General features: G+C 68.3%; 15 protein-coding genes. 3 read left to right on the forward strand and 12 right to left on the reverse strand.

Features of this window, described 5'->3' with window-relative positions; genetic code table 11:
- Position 1: 1 nt before the first annotated feature.
- Positions 2–1,426, reverse strand: coding sequence for a glutamate--tRNA ligase (gene gltX / locus U1H82_RS03255; RefSeq protein ID WP_322963489.1), 1,425 nt, complete (start codon positions 1,424–1,426; stop codon positions 2–4).
- A 79-nt stretch (positions 1,427–1,505) separates the two neighbouring features.
- Between gltX and U1H82_RS03260 the strand changes: the two genes are divergently transcribed.
- The gene (locus U1H82_RS03260) at positions 1,506–3,590 is read left to right on the forward strand and encodes a ComEC/Rec2 family competence protein (RefSeq protein ID WP_322963490.1); all 2,085 of its coding nucleotides are present in this window, start codon (positions 1,506–1,508) and stop codon (positions 3,588–3,590) included.
- A gap of 377 nt (positions 3,591–3,967) precedes the next feature.
- On the opposite strand, the gene lexA is transcribed toward U1H82_RS03260, so the two are convergent.
- The 6 genes from lexA to U1H82_RS03290 all read right to left on the reverse strand — a co-directional run bounded on the left by lexA (position 3,968) and on the right by U1H82_RS03290 (position 8,786).
- Positions 3,968–4,648 carry a transcriptional repressor LexA gene (lexA, locus tag U1H82_RS03265; RefSeq protein WP_322963491.1) on the reverse strand — a complete coding sequence of 227 codons (681 nt, stop codon included), beginning with the start codon at positions 4,646–4,648 and terminating at the stop codon, positions 3,968–3,970.
- Positions 4,649–4,703: 55 nt separating this feature from the next.
- Positions 4,704–5,879: a molybdopterin molybdotransferase MoeA gene (locus tag U1H82_RS03270; protein WP_322963777.1), complete on the reverse strand. Its 1,176-nt coding sequence runs from the start codon at positions 5,877–5,879 to the stop codon at positions 4,704–4,706.
- A gap of 63 nt (positions 5,880–5,942) precedes the next feature.
- Positions 5,943–6,410, reverse strand: coding sequence for a cyclic pyranopterin monophosphate synthase MoaC (gene moaC / locus U1H82_RS03275; RefSeq protein ID WP_322963492.1), 468 nt, complete (start codon positions 6,408–6,410; stop codon positions 5,943–5,945).
- Positions 6,407–7,183 carry an indole-3-glycerol phosphate synthase TrpC gene (gene trpC, locus U1H82_RS03280; RefSeq protein WP_322963493.1) on the reverse strand — a complete coding sequence of 259 codons (777 nt, stop codon included), beginning with the start codon at positions 7,181–7,183 and terminating at the stop codon, positions 6,407–6,409. The genes moaC and trpC overlap by 4 nt, the downstream gene beginning before the upstream one ends.
- Positions 7,180–8,175, reverse strand: coding sequence for an anthranilate phosphoribosyltransferase (gene trpD, locus U1H82_RS03285; RefSeq protein ID WP_322963494.1), 996 nt, complete (start codon positions 8,173–8,175; stop codon positions 7,180–7,182). Before trpD ends, trpC begins: the two co-directional genes overlap by 4 nt.
- Positions 8,172–8,786, reverse strand: coding sequence for an anthranilate synthase component II (locus tag U1H82_RS03290; protein ID WP_322963778.1), 615 nt, complete (start codon positions 8,784–8,786; stop codon positions 8,172–8,174). Before U1H82_RS03290 ends, trpD begins: the two co-directional genes overlap by 4 nt.
- A 196-nt stretch (positions 8,787–8,982) precedes the next feature.
- Between U1H82_RS03290 and U1H82_RS03295 the strand changes: the two genes are divergently transcribed.
- On the forward strand, positions 8,983–9,417 hold the full coding sequence (locus tag U1H82_RS03295; RefSeq protein WP_322963495.1) for a hypothetical protein: 435 nt from the start codon (positions 8,983–8,985) through the stop codon (positions 9,415–9,417).
- Positions 9,418–9,563: 146 nt separating this feature from the next.
- Here the strand turns inward: U1H82_RS03295 and trpE are convergent, their stop codons facing one another.
- Together trpE and U1H82_RS03305 are read right to left on the reverse strand one after the other, a co-directional pair.
- Positions 9,564–11,069: an anthranilate synthase component I gene (gene trpE, locus U1H82_RS03300; protein ID WP_322963496.1), complete on the reverse strand. Its 1,506-nt coding sequence runs from the start codon at positions 11,067–11,069 to the stop codon at positions 9,564–9,566.
- The gene (locus tag U1H82_RS03305; protein WP_322963497.1) at positions 11,056–13,002 is read right to left on the reverse strand and encodes a peptidylprolyl isomerase; all 1,947 of its coding nucleotides are present in this window, start codon (positions 13,000–13,002) and stop codon (positions 11,056–11,058) included. Before U1H82_RS03305 ends, trpE begins: the two co-directional genes overlap by 14 nt.
- 134 nt (positions 13,003–13,136) lie before the next feature.
- Between U1H82_RS03305 and tpiA the strand changes: the two genes are divergently transcribed.
- The gene (tpiA, locus tag U1H82_RS03310; protein ID WP_322963498.1) at positions 13,137–13,883 is read left to right on the forward strand and encodes a triose-phosphate isomerase; all 747 of its coding nucleotides are present in this window, start codon (positions 13,137–13,139) and stop codon (positions 13,881–13,883) included.
- 45 nt (positions 13,884–13,928) lie between these two features.
- Here the strand turns inward: tpiA and U1H82_RS03315 are convergent, their stop codons facing one another.
- The 3 genes from U1H82_RS03315 to rimO all read right to left on the reverse strand — a co-directional run bounded on the left by U1H82_RS03315 (position 13,929) and on the right by rimO (position 18,297).
- Positions 13,929–15,305, reverse strand: coding sequence for a leucyl aminopeptidase family protein (locus U1H82_RS03315; protein WP_322963499.1), 1,377 nt, complete (start codon positions 15,303–15,305; stop codon positions 13,929–13,931).
- Positions 15,302–16,702, reverse strand: coding sequence for a serine hydrolase domain-containing protein (locus tag U1H82_RS03320; RefSeq protein WP_322963500.1), 1,401 nt, complete (start codon positions 16,700–16,702; stop codon positions 15,302–15,304). The genes U1H82_RS03315 and U1H82_RS03320 overlap by 4 nt, the downstream gene beginning before the upstream one ends.
- A gap of 254 nt (positions 16,703–16,956) precedes the next feature.
- Positions 16,957–18,297 carry a 30S ribosomal protein S12 methylthiotransferase RimO gene (gene rimO, locus U1H82_RS03325; protein ID WP_322963501.1) on the reverse strand — a complete coding sequence of 447 codons (1,341 nt, stop codon included), beginning with the start codon at positions 18,295–18,297 and terminating at the stop codon, positions 16,957–16,959.
- Between the last annotated feature and the right edge of the window lie 72 nt (positions 18,298–18,369).

An 18,369-nucleotide genomic window follows, 5' to 3' on the forward strand; every position in this document is an offset into this window, starting at 1 on the left:
CTCAATGATCCTTCCTATCTGCGGTCATCTGGTCCGCGATCCGACCCAGGCTTTCCTCGCGGCCCAACAGGCTGAGCACGTCGAAGATCCCCGGAGACGTCTTGCGTCCGGTCAAGGCGGCGCGGAGCGGCTGGGCGACCTGGCCGAGCTTCACGCCCTCGGCTTCGGCCACTTTGCGTACCGCGTCTTCCAAAAGCTCCGTATCCCAGTTGTGCACCGCGTCAAGCGCGGTGTGAACGGAAACGAGAATGCCCCGTGCCTTTTCGTCGAGAAGGCCGGTGGCGGCATCGTCCAGGCTCAACGGACGGGTCGCAAAAAGGAACCGCGCGCCGTCGGCCAATTCGTTCAAATTCGCCGCGCGCGGCTTTAGCGACGGCATGGCGGCGGTCAGCAGCGCGACGTCCTCGACACCCATCCGCTTGGCCACCAGATCGGCGAGCCGCGCGTCATCGGCCTCGCGGATATAATGGCCGTTGAGGTTTTCGAGCTTCTTGAGGTCGAAGCGCGAAGGGGCCTTGCCGACGGCCGTCAGGTCGAACCACTTCACCGCCTCTTCGCGCGAAATGATCTCGGCATCGCCATGACCCCAGCCGAGGCGGAGGAGGTAATTGTCGAGCGCTTCGGGCAGGATACCCATTTCGTCGCGATACGCCTCGATGCCGACCGCGCCGTGGCGCTTGGACAGCTTGGCGCCGTCCGATCCGTGGATCAGCGGGATGTGCGCGTAGATCGGCTCGGCCCAGCCCATCGCCTTGTAGATCGGCAACTGGCGGAAGGCGTTGTTCAGGTGATCGTCGCCGCGAATGACATGGGTCACGCCCATGTCATGGTCGTCGACCACCACGGCCAGCATATAGGTCGGCGTGCCGTCCGAGCGGAGCAGGACGAGGTCGTCGAGTTCGGCATTCTGGACGGTGACGCTGCCCTGCACCCGGTCCTCGATTGTGACCGAGCCTTCACGCGGTGCACGCAGGCGGACGACGAAGGGCTGACCCTCGGGCGCCGTGGCGGGATCGGCGTCGCGCCAGGGCGAGCGGATGCGCAAGGGTTGCTTGGCGGCCTGCGCGGCCTCGCGCTGGGCGGCGATCTCGTCCTGCGTCATATAGCAGCGATAGGCGTGGCCGCGCGCCATCATCTCCTGCGCGACCTCGGCATGGCGGTCGGCGCGGGCGAACTGGAACACCGCGTCACCGTCCCAATCCAGGCCCAGCCAGCGCATGCCGTCCAGGATCGCGTCGATCGCGGGCTGGGTCGAGCGGACGCGGTCGGTATCCTCGATGCGCAGCAGGAACTTGCCGCCATTCGCGTGCGCGAACAGCCAGTTGAACAGCGCGGTGCGCGCGCCGCCGATATGGAGGAAGCCGGTCGGCGAGGGCGCGAAACGGGTCACGATCCCGTTGGCGGCGATATCATCTGTTGCGCTCAACCGCGCATACTCCCAATCATGAAATCCGATGGCCCATTCAGCCGCCGCAGCCCCTAGCACCATGCGCCCGCGCCGCCAAATGCCGCGCCTGATCCAATTGGAGCGCTGGGCCGAGGCGGAGCGCAACCAGATGCCGCTGTGGACGCCGGTGATGCTGGGGACGGGGATCGCGGCGTGGTTCGTGCTGCCCGATCCGAGAGCCTGGGTCGCGACGGCGCTATGGTGCGCCGCGATCGGCGTGGCGGCAGTGACGCTGTCCGATGGCGGACGGGTCATGCGGGGGGTGGGTGTCGCGGCGTTGGTGATGCTGGCGGGTGTGCTGCTCGCCTGGGCTCGCGCCGAGTCGGTGCGGGCGCCCGTGCTCGCCCGGCCGATGATGGCGGAGATGGTCGCGCGGGTGGAGGGTGTCGACCGGCTGGCCGCACGGCAGATCGTGCGCCTGATGCTGCACCCCTTAACGGCGTGGGACGGGCGGGGGCGGGACGTCGCCTTGCCGCCGCGCATCCGGGTGTCGCTGGCGGAGCAGGATGCCCCGATCGGGCTGGGGCCAGGCGCCGAAATTCGGGTGCGTGCCCGACTGATGCCGCCCGCAGGACCGGTTGCGCCGGGCGGCTATGATTTCGCGCGTGCGGCCTGGTTCCAGGGGATCGGAGCGACCGGGCGTGGCTTTGCACCCGTCGTCATGTTGCGCGGTGCGGGGGCGGACGAGGGGCTGCGTCGGCGCCTGTCGCAGCGGATCACGACGCGACTTGACGGAAGCGAAGGCGGGATCGCGGCGGCGCTGGCGACCGGCGATGTCGGTGCGATCGCCGAAAGCGATGCGGAGGCGATGCGTCGCGCAGGGCTGGCGCATCTGCTGTCGGTCAGTGGGCTGCATATCACGGCGGTCGTCGGGATCGCGATGACCTTGACCATCCGGCTGCTGGCGCTGTGGCCGGGGCTGGCGTTGCGGGTTCGCTTGCCGCTGGTGGGCGCGGCGGCGGGCGCTTTGGCGGCGATCGGCTATACGTGGCTGACGGGGGCGGAGGTGCCGACGATCCGGTCCTGCGTCGCGGCGATGCTGGTCCTGACCGCGCTGGCGCTGGGACGCGAGGCGATGACCTTGCGACTGGTCGCGGCGGGCGCGCTCATCGTCCTGGTGTTTCGGCCCGAGGCGCTGGTCGGTGCGAGCTTTCAACTGTCCTTTGCCGCGATCACCGCCATCGTGGCGCTGCACGATCACCCGGCGGTCCGGCGCGCGCTGGGGCCGCATCCCGACTGGCGCGTGACGGCGGCACGGCATCTGGGTGCGCTGCTGGTGACGGGATTGGTGGTGGAGGCGGCGCTTATGCCGATCGCCGTCTACCACTTCCACAAGGCCGGACTTTACGGCGCGCTGGCCAATATCGTCGCCATTCCATGGACGACCTTCGTCGCGATGCCGTTGGAGATGATCGCGCTGTTGCTCGACCCCCTGGGGCTGGGTGGGCCTTTCTGGTGGCTGCTCGGCAGGGCGATCGGGTTGCTGCTGGCGCTGGCGCACCATGTGTCGGCCATGCCGGGATCGGTCGTCGCCTTGCCTGTCGCGCCCGGATGGGCCTTTGGCGTGAGCGTGGTCGGGGGCGTGTGGATCGCGCTGTGGCGGACGCGGTATCGATGGCTGGGTGCGCCAGCGCTCGCCGCAGGGATCGCGGTCATGCTCGCTGCTCCCGCGCCGGACCTGATCGTGACCGGCGACGGCCGCCATGCCGCCATCGCGACGGACCAGGGCATGGCGCTGCTCCGCGACCGGGCAGGGGATTATATGCGCACCACCCTATCCGAACTGGGCGGGAGCAAGGCCGAGCCGCTTGTGCTGGCCAATCAGCCCCGCGCCCGATGCGGGCAAGATATGTGCGTGACGGACATCGTGCGGGACGGCCGGACCTGGCGGATCGCGGCCACGCGCAGTGGTTATCCCGTGCCGTGGGACGCGCTGGTCGCACTATGCAGGCGGGTCGATATCGTGGTTGCCGACCGGCGTCTTCCGCCCGCCTGTCGCCCGCGTTGGTTGAAACTCGATCCGTCGACCCTGCGGAATACCGGGGGCGTTTCGATCCGGCTAAACCCACCTGACGTTCGGACGACGCGTGAGCCGGGGGATCGGCATCCTTGGGCCTATATGCCTTCCGGCAAAGGGCGCTGACGGAGCAGTCTCGTATCGATGCTCGATGCCGCACGCGAATCCGCTGAACTTATTCTGGCTGAACCCAATCTGCTTATCGCGTCTTACGATTGGATACATCGACAGGAGAGAAAGCTACTCGCCGTTAGGGTGTGGCGGGTAATGCCCTCCGCCAAGCTTCCACCATGCTCCACCCCGACGAAGGCGGAGCTCCAGTAACAGGTCGATCGGAAGGAATTACCAGCCTTACCCCAACTGGGTCCCGGCCTCCGCCGGGACGATGTAATAGGTTCGGCAACGATCCGTCGCAGAGCGGAAAGGGGAACGACCCACGCCATGTCGGGCCCCTCACTCGATCCAAGGCGACGGAGAGACCGCCCGGCCCCCGCCATCCGCCATCATTCGTAGCGGCGGAGGATTCCCGACAATTTACCCTGCACCCGCACCTGCGCCGGCGCATAGCGTTGCGGATCATAAGCCCGGTTGGCGGGGTCGAGGCGGACCATCGAGCCTTCGCGTCGGAAATATTTCAGCGTCGCCTCACTATCGTCGATCAGCGCGACCACGATCTGGCCGTCGCGCGCGACATCGGTGCGGCGGATCAGGGCATAGTCGCCGTCGAGGATACCCGCCTCGACCATCGAATCGCCCGACACCTCCAGCGCATAATGCTCCCCCGAGCCCAGCAGCGCAGCGGGGACGGCGAGCATCGAACTGCCCTCGAACGCCTCGATCGGGACACCGGCGGCGATCCGGCCGTGCAGCGGGATTTCGACCACGTCATTGGCGGGCTCGATCGCCGGACGCGTGGCGGGAGTACGAACATTGCCCGGCCCCGGTTCGGCCGCGACCGGCTTTTCGGGCCGGTCGGGCATCCGCAAGACCTCCAGCGCGCGGGCGCGATTGGGCAGGCGGCGGATGAAGTTGCGCTCCTCCAGCGCGGAGATCAGGCGGTGGACGCCCGACTTGGACTTGAGGTCCAGCGCCTCCTTCATCTCCTCGAAGGAGGGCGAGACGCCGGTTTCCTTCAAACGGTCGTTGATGAAGCAGACAAGCTCATGCTGCTTTGCGGTGAGCATCGCGATCCTCCGTCCAGAACAGACGTGGAACTTATATGGAACGTATTGGCTTGCGTCAAGCGAGCATCAGGATTTCCGCCGAGTCGCCGATCGCGGCGGCCGGAGCATACGGCGGGCGGATAATGAGGCAGGTCGAACGCGCCAGCGTCAGCAGCATCGAGCTGTCCTGAATGGCCGCCGCATGGACCCGCCCGTCGATCATCGCGGCGCGGAGATAATCGATACGCGGGCCGTTGGCGGGCAAATCCTCGCCTAGAATGGCGGGGACGGGCGCGGGGAAAGGGGCCGCCGCGCCCGCCATATGGGCGATCAGCGGACGGACGAACAGCGTTGCGGTGACGAAGGCGGAAACCGGATTGCCTGGCAGGCTGAGCACCACCGTCTCGCCCAGGCGCCCGGCCATCATCGGTTTGCCGGGGCGAAGTGCGATACGCCAGAAATCGACGCTGCCCCCGGCGGCCTTCAGCGCAGGCTGGACGAGATCATGATCCCCGACCGACGCACCGCCCGTCGTCACCAGCAGGTCCGCCTCGACCGAGGCGAAGGCGTCGCGCAAGGCATCCAGATTGTCGGGAAGGATACCCAGATCGATGATGTCGACCGGCAGATCGGCGAGCATCGCGGCCAGCATCACGCCGTTCGATTCGGGCAGCGCGGTCGGATCGGTGCTGCCCGGCGGCACCAGCTCGTCGCCAGTCGCCGCGATCGCGACGCGGACGGGCGGACGGACGGGCAACGTGGCATGGCCGCCGGTCGCCGCGACCGCAATCCGCGCCGGGGTCAGCCGCTGTCCGGCGGCGATCAGCGTCGCGCCCTCGGCAAAGTCCAGGCCGCGTCGCCGCACATTGCGACCCTGATGGGCGGGGCCTTCGCCCGCCAGCGTCAAGATCGTGCCGTCGCGGGCGGCTTCTTCCTGCACAAGCACGGTATCGGCGCCATCGGGCAGCGCCGCGCCGGTAAAGATGCGAGTCGCCTGGCCGGGTTCGACCCGGCCCCCGAAAGGCCGCCCCGCCGCGCTTTCGCCGATGACGGTCCAGGGCCCCGGCATGTCTGCGAACCGGATCGCATAGCCGTCCATCGCCGACAGGTCGTGCGCAGGCTGGGTCCGCCGCGCAGCCACGTCGCGCGCCACCCAGCGTCCGGCGGCTTCGCGCAAAGGACGTTCGACGACGGGGCGTTCGCTGGCCAGTGACAGCAGGCGCGCCTGCGCTTCGGGGACGGGTAAGAGAATGACGGTCGCTCCTTTTGGCCCAAGGACGCATCCGGGCCTTGTCCGTTCCCGCGCTCGGAGGCGTCAGGCGTGCCAGTCGCCCGACTTGCCGCCGGTCTTCGCGATCAGGCGAATATCGCTGATCGTCATGCGCTTATCGAGTGCCTTTGCCATGTCGTAGATGGTCAGCAGCGTCACCGACACGGCGGCCAGCGCCTCCATTTCCACGCCCGTCTGGCCCGCCGTCGCGGCGGTGGCGGTGGCCGTCACGCCTTCTTCGTCCAGCGCGAGGTCGATCTCGACCTTGCTCAGCGGCAGGGGGTGGCAGAGGGGTATCAGGTCACTGGTCTTCTTGGCGGCCATGATGCCCGCTACCCGTGCGACCGCCAACACATCGCCCTTCTGGACGCTGCCCGCGCGGATCGCGGCGGCGGCGTCGGTGGACATGGTGATGCGGCCCCGCGCCACCGCCTGTCGCGAAGTGACCGCCTTGGCCCCGACATCGACCATCCGGGCCGCGCCCTCCGCGTCGAGATGGGTGAGGCCAGTCATCCGATCAGCGCGCGGGTCGCCGCCTCGACGTCCTGCTGGCGCATCAGCGCTTCGCCGACCAGGAAGCAGTGAATGCCGTGCTCGGCCATCGCGTCCAGATCGGCGCGCGTCGTCAGCCCGCTCTCGGCGACGAAGGTGCACCCGGCGGGCGCGCGGCCGACGAGTTCATAGGTCCGCTGAAAGTCGACGGAGAAGTCCCGGAGATCACGGTTGTTCACCCCGATCAGTCGCGACTTCAGCCGGGCTGCACGCTCCATCTCGGCGGCGTCGTGGACCTCGACCAGCGCGTCCATGCCGCATTCGATCGCGGCGGCTTCGATCTCCTGCATCTGCCCGTCATCGAGTGCGGCGACGATGATGAGGATGGCATCGGCCCCCAGCGCGCGCGACTCGTGCACCTGCCAGGGATCGACGATGAAGTCCTTGCGCAGCACCGGGATCGATACCGCGTCGCGCGCCTGTTCCAGGAAGATGTCGGCCCCCTGGAACCAGCGCTCGTCGGTCAGCACCGACAGGCACGCCGCGCCCCCGGCTTGGTAAGCGCGGGCATGGGCGGGGGGATCGAAATCGGCGCGGATCAGGCCCTTGGAGGGGCTGGCCTTCTTGACCTCGGCGATCAGCGCATGGCCGGTCTTGGCGTCGAGCGCGGCACGGAAACCGCGCGGGGCGGACATGGTCGCGATCTTGGCGTCCAGATCGGCATGCGACATGGTCGCCTTGCGCGCGGCAACATCGGCGCGCTTGGTTTCCAGGATGCGGTCGAGCATCGTCATCGGTAAGCAATCCATCGATCGAGAAGCGCCGCGGCCTCGCCCGAGTCGATCGCCCGAGCGGCAGCGACCGCGCCTTGGCGAAGGTCGGTGCTATGCCCGGCGACCAGCAGGGCGGCAGCGGCATTGAGGAGAACCGCGTCGCGATACGCGCCCGGCTCCCCGGCGAGAAGGCGGCGAAGCGCTTCGGCATTGTGCCGCGCGTCGCCGCCGCGAATGGCGGTGACGGGATGGCGGGGGAGGCCCGCATCCTCCGGCGTGATGGTCGCAGGCGCGGTGATCTCGCCCACCGATACCGCGATGCTGGGCCCGGCACCGGACAATTCGTCCAGCCCTTCCTCGCCCGACACGACCAGTGCAGCCTCGGCCCCCAGCTGCTCCAGCGCCTCGGCATAGACGGTTGCATAGTCGGGTCGCGCGATGCCGATCAACTGCCGCCCGACATGCGCGGGATTGGCGAGCGGACCCATCAGGTTGAAGATCGTCCGCCGTCCGATCCGCCGCCGGATTGGGGTGATCCGCGCCATCGCCGGATGATGGTTGGCGGCGAACAGGAAGGCGATGCCGATATCGCCCAGGCTGGCCTCGGCGACCTGGCCCGCCCGCTCCATGTCGAGGCCGAGCACTTCCAGCGTATCCGCCGCCCCCGCCTTGGACGAGGCGGCGCGATTGCCATGCTTGGCGACCGGCACGCCCAGCGCGGCGACGACCAGCGACACCGCGGTCGAGACGTTGAGCGTGTGGTGCCCGTCGCCCCCGGTGCCGCAGACATCGACGGTGCCTTTGGGCGCCGCGATCGGGATGACCCGCTGACGCATGGCGCGCGCGGCTTCGGCGATCTCGATCGAGGTCTCGCCGCGCTCGGTCAGGCCGATCAGGAAGGCGGCGATCGCGTCATCCTCGGCGCGGCCGTCCAATATGTCGGCAAAGGCGGCCGCCGCCGTCTCACGCGACAGCGGGCTGACGGGATCGGGCAGCAACGCGATGGTGGTCACGCGGCGCTCTCGACCGGCGGCCGCAACCGCTCGGGCAGCTCATGCGCGACGCCCGCTTCGCGCAGGAAATTGGCGAGCATCGCATGGCCATATTCGGTGGCGATGCTTTCCGGATGGAACTGAACGCCGTGAATCGGCAGCGTCGCGTGGCGGAAGCCCATCACCGTGCCATCCTCCGCGCGCGCATTGACGACCAGGCTGTCGGGCACGTCGTTGACGATCAGCGAGTGATAGCGGGTTGCGGTGAAGGGCGAGGGCAGGCCCCGGAACAGCCCGGTCCCGTCGTGCAGCACCGGCGAAGTCTTGCCGTGCATCAATCCGCCCCGCTCGACCAGACCGCCGAAATGCTGGCCGATCGCCTGATGGCCCAGGCACACGCCCAGCAGCGGCCGCCCCGCATCGGCGGCGGCGGCGACCAGGTCCAGGCTGACGCCCGCCTCGGTCGGCGTGCAGGGGCCGGGGGAGATGAGAAAGGCTTGCGCCCCCGACGAGAGCGCTTGGCCCGCCGAGATCGCGTCGTTGCGGACCACCTCCACCGCACTGCCCAATTCCTGAAGATAATGGACGAGGTTCCAGGTGAAGCTGTCGTAATTGTCGACGACCAGGATCATGGCACCGCCATAGCCGATCGTACGGACGGTGCAACGCCCCCTTGCTTGGCAGGGCAGCGCGAAGCTGTTGGCGGAATCGAAAGACATGCGACATATGGCCGCAATTTCGCCCGGAATCGGCCCCCGGCGCGCGCCGTTCAGCATGGAGCCATGCCGCGCGTCCGACGTTGTCAGGACATAAGGAGTTTTCGTCACCATGGTTCGAGCCGCTCTGATCGCCGCCCTGTTGCTGACCCCCGGTGTGGCGCTGGCCCAGCAATCCGCTCAGGAGGCGCAGGCCGAGAGCGGCCAGCCGCCCAAGCGCGTGCGCAACGTCACCCTGACCGGCGACCAGAAATGCCCCCCGAGTACCTCGGACGAAATCGTGGTCTGCGGCCGGGACGACGAGCCCTATCGCATTCCCAAGGCGCTGCGGAACGACAAGCCCATCCCTGCGCAGAACCAGAGCTGGGTCAACCGCGCCGCGACGATCGATCAGGTCGGCCGGGTGGCGGGCGGCATTCCCGACACCTGCTCGCCGGTCGGCACGGGCGGCCAGAGCGGGTGCAGCATCATGTGGAACCAGCAATATCAGGCCGACCGCCGCGCGCGTCGGGCCGAGGCGACGCCGCCTGCGGCTGACGGGGAGTAAGAGTTGATAGTGGTAAGACGGTCGGCGCTTTAACCTGCACGACCCTTACCCTTCCGGCGCTTTGCGCCTCCCTCCCTCTCCCATTGAGAGAGGGAAGGGGCCCGCCCGCGATAGCGGGTGGGAAGGGTGAGGGGCGTTCTCCCCGTTTACTGCCCGAAACCACCTTCGCCAGCCCGCGCCACCGCATCGCGCGCGGCGGCGAGCATGGCGCCCGCCTTGGCCTCGCATTCGCGCTGTTCATAGGCGGGGTCGCTGTCGGCGACGATACCTGCACCCGCCTGGACATGGATGGTGCCGTCCTTGACCACCGCCGTCCGCAGCACGATGCACGAATCCATCGAACCGTCGGGCGAGAAATAGCCGACGCCGCCTGCATAGGCCCCGCGTCGCTCCGGCTCCAGCTCGGCGATGATCTGGCAGGCGCGGACCTTGGGCGCGCCGCTGACCGTGCCTGCGGGGAAGCCCGCGAACAGCGCGTCGAGGGCGTCCTTGTCCTCCGCCAGATGGCCGACGACGTTGGAGACGATGTGCATGACGTGGCTGTAGAACTCGACCGTATAGCTGTCGGTCACCCGCACGCTGCCCGCCGAAGCCGCACGGCCGACATCGTTGCGGCCCAGGTCCAGCAGCATCAGATGCTCGGCGCGCTCCTTGGGATCGGCGAGCAGGCTGTCGCGGTTCGCGGCGTCCTCGGCGCGTGTCTTGCCGCGCGGCCGGGTGCCCGCGATCGGGCGGATCGTCACTTCGCCATTGCGGACGCGGACCAGGATTTCCGGGCTCGACCCGATCAGCGAAAAGCCCGGCAGGTCGAGATGGTAGAGGAAGGGTGAGGGGTTGATCCGCCGCAGGCTGCGATACAGCTCGAACGGCGGCAGGGTGAAGGGCGCGGAGAAACGCTGCGCCAGCACCACCTGAAAGATATCGCCCGCGACGATATAATCCTTCGCGCGGGCCACCATCTCGCCATAGCGGCCGGGCGCGAGCGCGGGCTGATAGGCGGGTTCGGGCAGGTCGGCGCGAACCGGCGCGGGCAAGGTCGCGGAGGCGAGGCGCGCGGCGGTCGCGTCCAGTCGCTCTTCCGCCTCGGCGATCATCCGAGCTGCGTCGCGCGACGCATCGGGCCAGACCGGTGCGACGAGATAGAGCGCATCGGCCAGCCGATCGAAGACCAGAATGACGGTCGGCCGCACGAAGATCATGTCGGGCAGGCCGAGCGGATCGGCCTCGGGCTGGGGCAGGGTCTCGACCAGCCCCACCGTCTCATAGCCGAAATAGCCGACCAGACAGGCCAGCGCGGAGGGAAGTCCCTTCGGCACCTCGGCGCGGCATTCGGCGACCAACGTGCGCAGCGCGGCGAGCGTCGGCGTGGGGCAGGGCTCGAACGCCGCGCGGTTGGTCGCCCAATGCCGGTTGATCGCGGCGTTGTGCCCTTCGGCGCGAAAGACGAGGTCGGGCGCGAGGCCGATCAGGCTGTACCGCCCCCGCGTTGCGCCGCCCTCGACCGATTCGAGCAGAAAGTCGCCGCGACCCGGCTCGATCAGCTTCAGCGCGGCGGCGACCGGCGTCTCGGTGTCGGCGATCTGCCGACGCCAGATCAGCTGCGGCTGGCCGTCCGCCAGCCGCTCGGCGGCGCTACGCTCAGTTGCTCCCATTGTTCAGCAGCTCCGAGCGGACCTTGGCGATCGCCTTGGGATCGGTCTTCACGCCGACCACGTCGCGGACCGCGCGGGCGAATTCCGAGACATATTCGCGCCCGATCAGACGGCCGATATCGGCGCGGGCGGCACGGATCGCGGCGTCGTTGCCGGTCGCATTGCCCGGTTCGATCTTGGTCACGCGGATGATGTACCAGCCCTCATTCTGCGGCGCGGCGAGCGTGCGCGCCTTGTTCTGCGGCATCGAGAAGAGCAGCGCGAGCGGGGCGGCGGCGGGGGTGTTCTGCGCGGCGGCCAGATCACGGCGCGAGGCGGCGATCGGACGGACCGGCGGCACCGCCAGCCCGGTTTCCTTCAGCGCCTGCGCCATCGGCATGCCCTTGTTCACCTTGGCGAGCACGGCATTGGCCAGCTTGCGCGCGGCGGCGCGTTCGCGGTCGGCGGTCAGGTCTGCGACGACTTGGTTACGCACCTGCGCCAGCGGACGCGGGGCCGAGCGCTGGATCTGGCCGACGCCGACGACGGCGAAGCCGCCATCCTGGCCGATCGGCACGATCTGCGGCGCGTCGCCCTGCTCGGCGGTGAAGGCGGCGGTGATCATCGCACGCTGTTCGGCTGTGGGCTGGAAGCCGGGGGCGTCGGGCGCGAGACCCTGGGCGGTCACGGCCGGGGTGGCCTGTGCCTGCAGCTTGCGGTCGGCCACCACCTCGTCGAACGTGGCGTTGCCCGACAGCGCGTCCTCGATCGCGTTGCGCATCTCGCCCAGCGCGGCGGCCTGCTTCTGCTTGGTCAGCTCGGCGACGATTTCGGGGCGCGCCTGGGCCAGAGTCTTGCCGGGAACCTGGGTGATCGCATCGACCTTGGCGACGACGAAGCCGAGCGTCCCGCGAACCGGGCCGACGACCGCCCCTTGCGCGGCACCGAACACCGCGTCGGCGACGGCGGCCGAGGTTTGCGCGGCATAGGCGGCCTTGTCGACGCCCTTCTGCACCGACGCCTCCAGCCCGGCGGCACGGGCCGCGTCGGCCAGCGAGGTGCCGCCCTTGGCCTTGGCCGCCAGCGCGTTCGCACCCGCCTGATCCGCGACGATGACCTGGGTCACGTCGCGCTTCTGGGTGGCGGCATAGCGCGATTGGTTGCTCTGATAATAACGGGCGATCTCCGCATCGGTCGGCACCGACTGGGCGGCGACGGCGGCGGGGCTGACGACCGCATAGCGGACCACACGACGTTCCGGCAGCGTGTAGCGCTGGAGGTTGCGGGTATAGAAGGTCTGGATGTCCGCGTCGCTGGGCGCGGGGCCTGCGGGCACCAGACGGGTCGGGATATAGCCGACCTCACCCTGCCGCTTTTCGAGCAGCAGCGAGGCATAGGGCAGCGCCATCTGGGTGGCGAACTGGGTCGCGCCGATGGTCGGGATGGTCAGCTGCTGCGCGAAGGTCGAACGCTCGATATCGGTGCGGACCTGCGCATCGGTCATCTTCCGCTGGGCCAGAAGCTGCTGGTAAAGCGCGGGGTCGAACTGGCCATTGGGGCCGCGAAACGCCGGGATCGAGGCGATCTGGCCATCGACCAGACGGCGCGAGACGACCATGCCCTGCTGTTTGCCGAACTGTTCGAGCGCCAGGCCGGTGATCTCGCGCTGGAGCACGCCCTCAAACCCGCCCGCCGCGATGAACTGCGCCATGTCGAGCGTCGGCTGTTCCTGGCGATAGGCCGCAACCTCGTTCTGCGCGGCGGTGCGCAGGTCGTTGGCGGTCACCTTCGCATCGCCGACCTTGGCGACTTCCGAGCCGGTCAGGCCGCCCGCCATTCCGGCGATGTTGGTCACGTCACCGGCCGCGAACGCGATCGCGATCACGCCCAGCACGATGAAGGTCACGACGACGCCGGCCTTGGAATTGATGATCCGGCGGAAGAAGCTGAGCATGGACGACCGATCGGCAAGAAATAAAAACGTGCCCGCTTTAGGGGCGAGGCGGCTCGGCATCAAGCTTGTGCGAAATCCACGATCCGCTATCGGTGTTGAACACGTAAAACATGCGACTCATCGGGGAGCCTGATATGGCACGGCGCAAATTGGTGGCGGGCAACTGGAAGATGAACGGTTCGCGCGCGGCGCTGGCCGAACTGGACGGCATCGCCAAGGCCGCCGAAGCCGCACCGGGCGTCGATGTGGCGATGGCGGTGCCCTTCACCCTGATCACGCCCGCCGCCGAGCGGGTGCCGGGCCTCGCCATTGGGGCAGAGGATGTGCATGAGCGCGACTCGGGGGCGCATACCGGCTGCGTCTCGGCGGCCATGGTTAGGGAAGCGGGGGCCAGCTTCACCATCGTCGGCCACTCGGAACGGCGCGCGGATCAGGGCGAAACCAGCCAGGACGCCTGGGCCAAGGCGGCGGCGGCGCATCGCCAGGGGCTGCACGTCATCCTGTGCTGCGGCGAGACCGAGGCGGAGCGCAATGCAGGGCGCGCCGAGCGCGTCGTGCAGGCGCAGATCGAAAAGTCGGTGCCGGACAATGCGGACGGCAGCTGGTTCACCCTGGCCTATGAGCCGCGCTGGGCGATCGGGACGGGGCGGACGCCGACCGTGGACGAGATCGCCAGCATCCACGCCATTGCGCGCGCCAAGCTGCGGATGCTGATCGGCGATGCGGCGGACGGGGTGCGCATCCTGTATGGCGGTTCGGTCACGGGCGAGAACGCCGCCGTGTTGCTGGCGGTCGAGAATGTCGATGGCGCGCTGGTCGGCGGGGCCAGCCTGACCGCCGCGAAGTTCGTGCCGATCATCGAAGCCGCCGCCGGATTGTAACCGGAACCCGTCATCCCGATAAGGGCTGGGATGACGGGTCGGACATCAGGCCGAATAACGCCCCTTCAACATTCGGGACGCCGCGCGCAGGGCATAGGCGTCGCCGCCCTTGGGCCGCCCCGGCTTGGCCGAGGGGCGCCAGGCGAACACGTCGAGATGGGCCCAGGCGATATCCTTGGGCACGAAGCGCCGCAGGAACAGTGCCGCCGTGATCGCGCCCGCAAAGCCGCCGTCCGGGGCATTGACCATGTCGGCGATGTCGGACTTGAGCATATCGTCATAGCCGTCCCACAGCGGCATTCGCCATACGGGGTCGTCCTCGGCAGCCGCCGCCGCGAGCAGATCGGCCGCCAGCGCCTCGTCATCGGTGAACAGCGGCGGCAGGTCCGGCCCCAGCGCCACCCGCGCTGCGCCGGTCAGCGTGGCGAAGTCGAGGATCAGCTCGGGCTTTTCCTCGCCCGCACGGGTCAGCGCGTCGCCCAGGATCAGGCGTCCCTCGGCATCGGTATTGGTATTCTCGACCGTCAGGCCCTTACGGGTCTTCAGCACGTCGCCGGGTCGGAAGGACGCCCCCGACACCGCATTCTCGACCGCCGGGATCAGCAGGTGGAGCCGCACCGGCAGCCTGGCCGCCATGACCAGTCCGGCGAGCGCGAGCGCATGGGCCGCGCCGCCCATGTCCTTCTTCATCAGCCGCATGCCAGCCGAGGGCTTGATGTCCAGACCGCCGGTGTCGAAGCACACGCCCTTGCCGACGATCGCGATGCGCGGATGGCTGGGGTCGCCCCAGTGCAGCTCGATCAGGCGGGGCGCCCGCTCGCGCGTCGCGGCCTGGCCGACCGCATGGATCATCGGATAGTCACGGGCCAGCGTCTCGCCGATCGTCACCGTGACCTGGGCGTGATGGGCGCGGGCGAGTGCTTCCGCCTCCGCTTCCAACTCGGCCGGACCGAGGTCGCCCGCGCCGGTATTGACCAGATCGCGGACCTGCGCCGTCGCGGCGGCGAGGCGGATTATTTCGTCCCGGTGGGCGACGTCGCGGGTCAGCAGCACGCGTGCGCCGTTGTCGTCGCCCTTGCGATAGCGGGTGAAGCGATACTGACCGAGCAGCCAGCCGAGCGCATTGGCACCGACCTCCGCGCCGTCGAGCCGATATTGGCCGTCCGGCAAGGCTTCGGCCAGCTTGGCGAGTGCCCAGGGGGCGGCGGCGTTCGCGACGCCCGCGACCACCGCCACCTCGCCGTCATGCGGCACGAGCATATGGGTGTCGGGCTTGGCCGTGAAACGCTGTGCGGCCGCCAGCGCGCGGGTGGCGGCGGACTGCCGCGCCAGCCAGTCGGCGAAAGCCTCTGGTGTCAGCAGGGTGATCGTCCGGGCGGCCTGGCCGCGATCGGGCTGGAGCAGGGGGGCGAAGTCGATCATTCGGCGGGGCTCACGAGGAATTGTTCGATCTTTCCGTTGGCGCCGGGCTCGGCATAGGTGCTGATCCGCAGGCTCCGGCCGGGATAGGTCACGCGGTAGGACCGGTTGACGAACCCGCCGCGCAGACGCGTGCGACCCGTCTGCTCGATCTTGGTCGGCGCGCCCAGCGGCGACAGGCTGGCCTTATAGTCGGCCAGCGTCGTCGGGGTGAAATAATAGGCCGCATCGTCGGTCAGCAGCGAACGGTCGAGGTTCCCGGTCTGCAACTGCGCATAGACGGCCTTGGTTCGATCGAGTGCGGCCGTGTCGGCATCACCCGTCTCGGACGGAGGCAGGATGATGTCGGCGATACCCTTTGCGATCCGGTTCTGGGCGTCGGCGAACCACGCATTGACCTCGACCACGATCGCGGCCTTGTCGTCCGGATACACGATATTCTCGGTGAGGAAGCCGACCGCCTCGCCGCTATGCTCGACCATGCGGTGCCCGTCGGCGACCGCGATCCCGACGCCCAGGCCATAGCCGGTGTTGGAGCCGTCGGTCAGCTTGACCGGCGTTTCCTGCTCGGCCCAGTCCTTGGGCGGAAGCAGCGTGCGGTTCATCCGCGCGATATCCCATTTTGCCAGGTCTTCGGCCGACATGGACAGCTCGCCCGCCGCATAGAGCCAGCCGGGAGCGGCGGGCTTTTCCACCCGCACGGGGCCGAGCGCGTGGCGGAGATAGCCCTGCGGAAAGCCGGGGCCGACCGCCTTGTCCTGATCCAGCGCGCGGATGCCGAGCGGCTTGAAGACATGGCTCTGGAGGAACTGGAGCAGCGGCTCGCCTGAGACCTTCTCGACGATCATGCCCGCGACGACATAGCCGGTGTTGGAATATTGCCACTGGGTGCCGGGCTTGAAGTCGAGCGGTGCCTTGGCCCAGCGGTCGACGATCCCTTGCGGCGTGGTCGGGGTCGCCATCGCCTTGAAGCTGTAATCCTGCGGCCAATAGTCGCGCAGGCCCGAAGTGTGGCTGAGCAGCTGGCGGATGGTGATCTTGTCGCCATCGGTGATGCCGGGGATATATTTGCTGACCCTATCGTCGAGCGACAGCTTGCCTTCATCGGCGAGCAGCAGGATCGCGGCGGCGGTGAACTGCTTGGATACCGACGCGATCTGATAGGGCAGCTTGGGGTCGGCGGGGCCAGCCTGCCCCTCGAACTGTTTGCCATAGGCCTTGGCGAGCACGATCTTGCCGCCGCGCACCACCGCGATCGAGGCGGAGGGGACGCCGGTATCGGCCAGCGTCCTGGTCACCAGCGTATCGATCTTCTGGGTTTCCGCCGGGGTCAGGGCCTGGGCGAGCAGCGGGGCGGGGGCGATGAGCGCGATCGCCGCCAGCAAAGTCGGGTATCTCATGCGTGCCAAGGAAGCAGGTTTGCGGGGGCGGCGCAACGGGGTGATGGGGATCGGTTCACCTGCTGACGGGTGCGCCGTTGGCTATGCCCCTCCACCACCGGGCTGCGCCCGGCGGTCCCCCTCCCCATCGAGGATGGGGAGGATTGGGATGTCCGTCATTCCTCCAGACATGTTCCTCCCCAAGCGCGCTTGGGGAGGGGGACCATCGCGACAGCGATGGTGGAGGGGCTATGTCCGGCCGATAGCGACGGGATTTATTCGTTCCCCGTCACCGGCACGCCGTACAGGTCATGCTCGTCGGCATCCTCGATCGCGACCGGCACGATATCGCCGACCGACAAATGCCCGGCATCACGCAGGAAGACCTCGCCGTCGATCTCGGGCGCATCGGCCTGGGAGCGGCCGGTCGCGCCGCCTTCCTCGTCCACCGCGTCGATGATAACGGGTAGGGTGCGGCCCACCTTGGCGGCGAGCTTGGCGGCGGAGATGGCGGCGGTCTTTTCCATGATCCGCGCGTAACGCTCTTCCTTCACTTCCTCGGGGACGTGATCGGGCAGGGCGTTGGCTGCGGCGCCCTCGACGGGCTCGAAGCGGAAGGCGCCGACCCGGTCGAGCTGGGCTTCGTCCAGCCAGTCGAGGAGATATTCGAAATCCTCCTCGGTTTCTCCGGGGAAACCGACGACGAAGGTCGAGCGGATCGCGATGTCGGGGCAGATGTCGCGCCACTGGTGGATGCGTTGCAGCACCTTGGCGTCGTTACCGGGGCGCTTCATGCGTTTCAGCACCGAGGGTGCGGCGTGCTGGAACGGAATGTCCAGATAGGGCAGCACCAGGCCGTCCGCCATCAGCGGGATCACCTGATCCACATGCGGATAGGGATAGACATAGTGGAGGCGCACCCACGGTGCGATCTTGCCGAGTTCGCGGGCCAGGTCGGTCATGTGCGGCACGACCTCCTGTCCCTTCCACATCCGCGGCTCGCGGCGGATGTCGATGCCGTAAGCCGAGGTATCCTGGCTGATGACCAGCAGCTCGCGCGTGCCCGCCGCGACCAGCTTCTCCGCCTCGCGCAGGATCGCATCGGGGCGGCGGCTGACCAGATCGCCGCGAAGCGACGGGATGATACAGAAGCTGCACCGATGGTTGCAGCCCTCGGAAATCTTGAGATAGCTATAGTGACGCGGGGTCAGCTTCAGGCCCGCATCGGGGATCAGGTCGATATAGGGGGACAGATTGGCGGGCGCGGCGGCATGGACAGCCTCGACCACCTGTTCATATTCATGCGCGCCGGTGATCGCGAGCACGTCCGGAAAGCGGGTGCGGATCGCCTCGGCTTCCTTGCCCATGCACCCCGTCACGATGACGCGGCCATTTTCCTTGATCGCCTCGCCGATCGCTTCCAGGCTCTCCTCCTTGGCGGAGTCGAGAAAGCCACAGGTGTTGACCAGCACGACATCGGCCCCGGCATAGTCGGGCGACATCTGATAGCCATCGGCGCGCAGCTGGGTCAGGATGCGTTCGCTGTCGACCAGATTCTTGGGACAGCCGAGCGAGACCATGCCGACGCGCGGCGGAGTAGGGAGTTTGGTTGCCATGGGATACGCGCGCACATAGGCGAAATCGTGCGGCTTTTCCAGATGTGCTTGCGCCAGGTGGTCGACAGGTCC

It is taken from the genome of Sphingomonas fuzhouensis (genome assembly GCF_034659795.1).
Taxonomy (GTDB): Bacteria; Pseudomonadota; Alphaproteobacteria; order Sphingomonadales; family Sphingomonadaceae; genus Sphingomonas; species Sphingomonas fuzhouensis.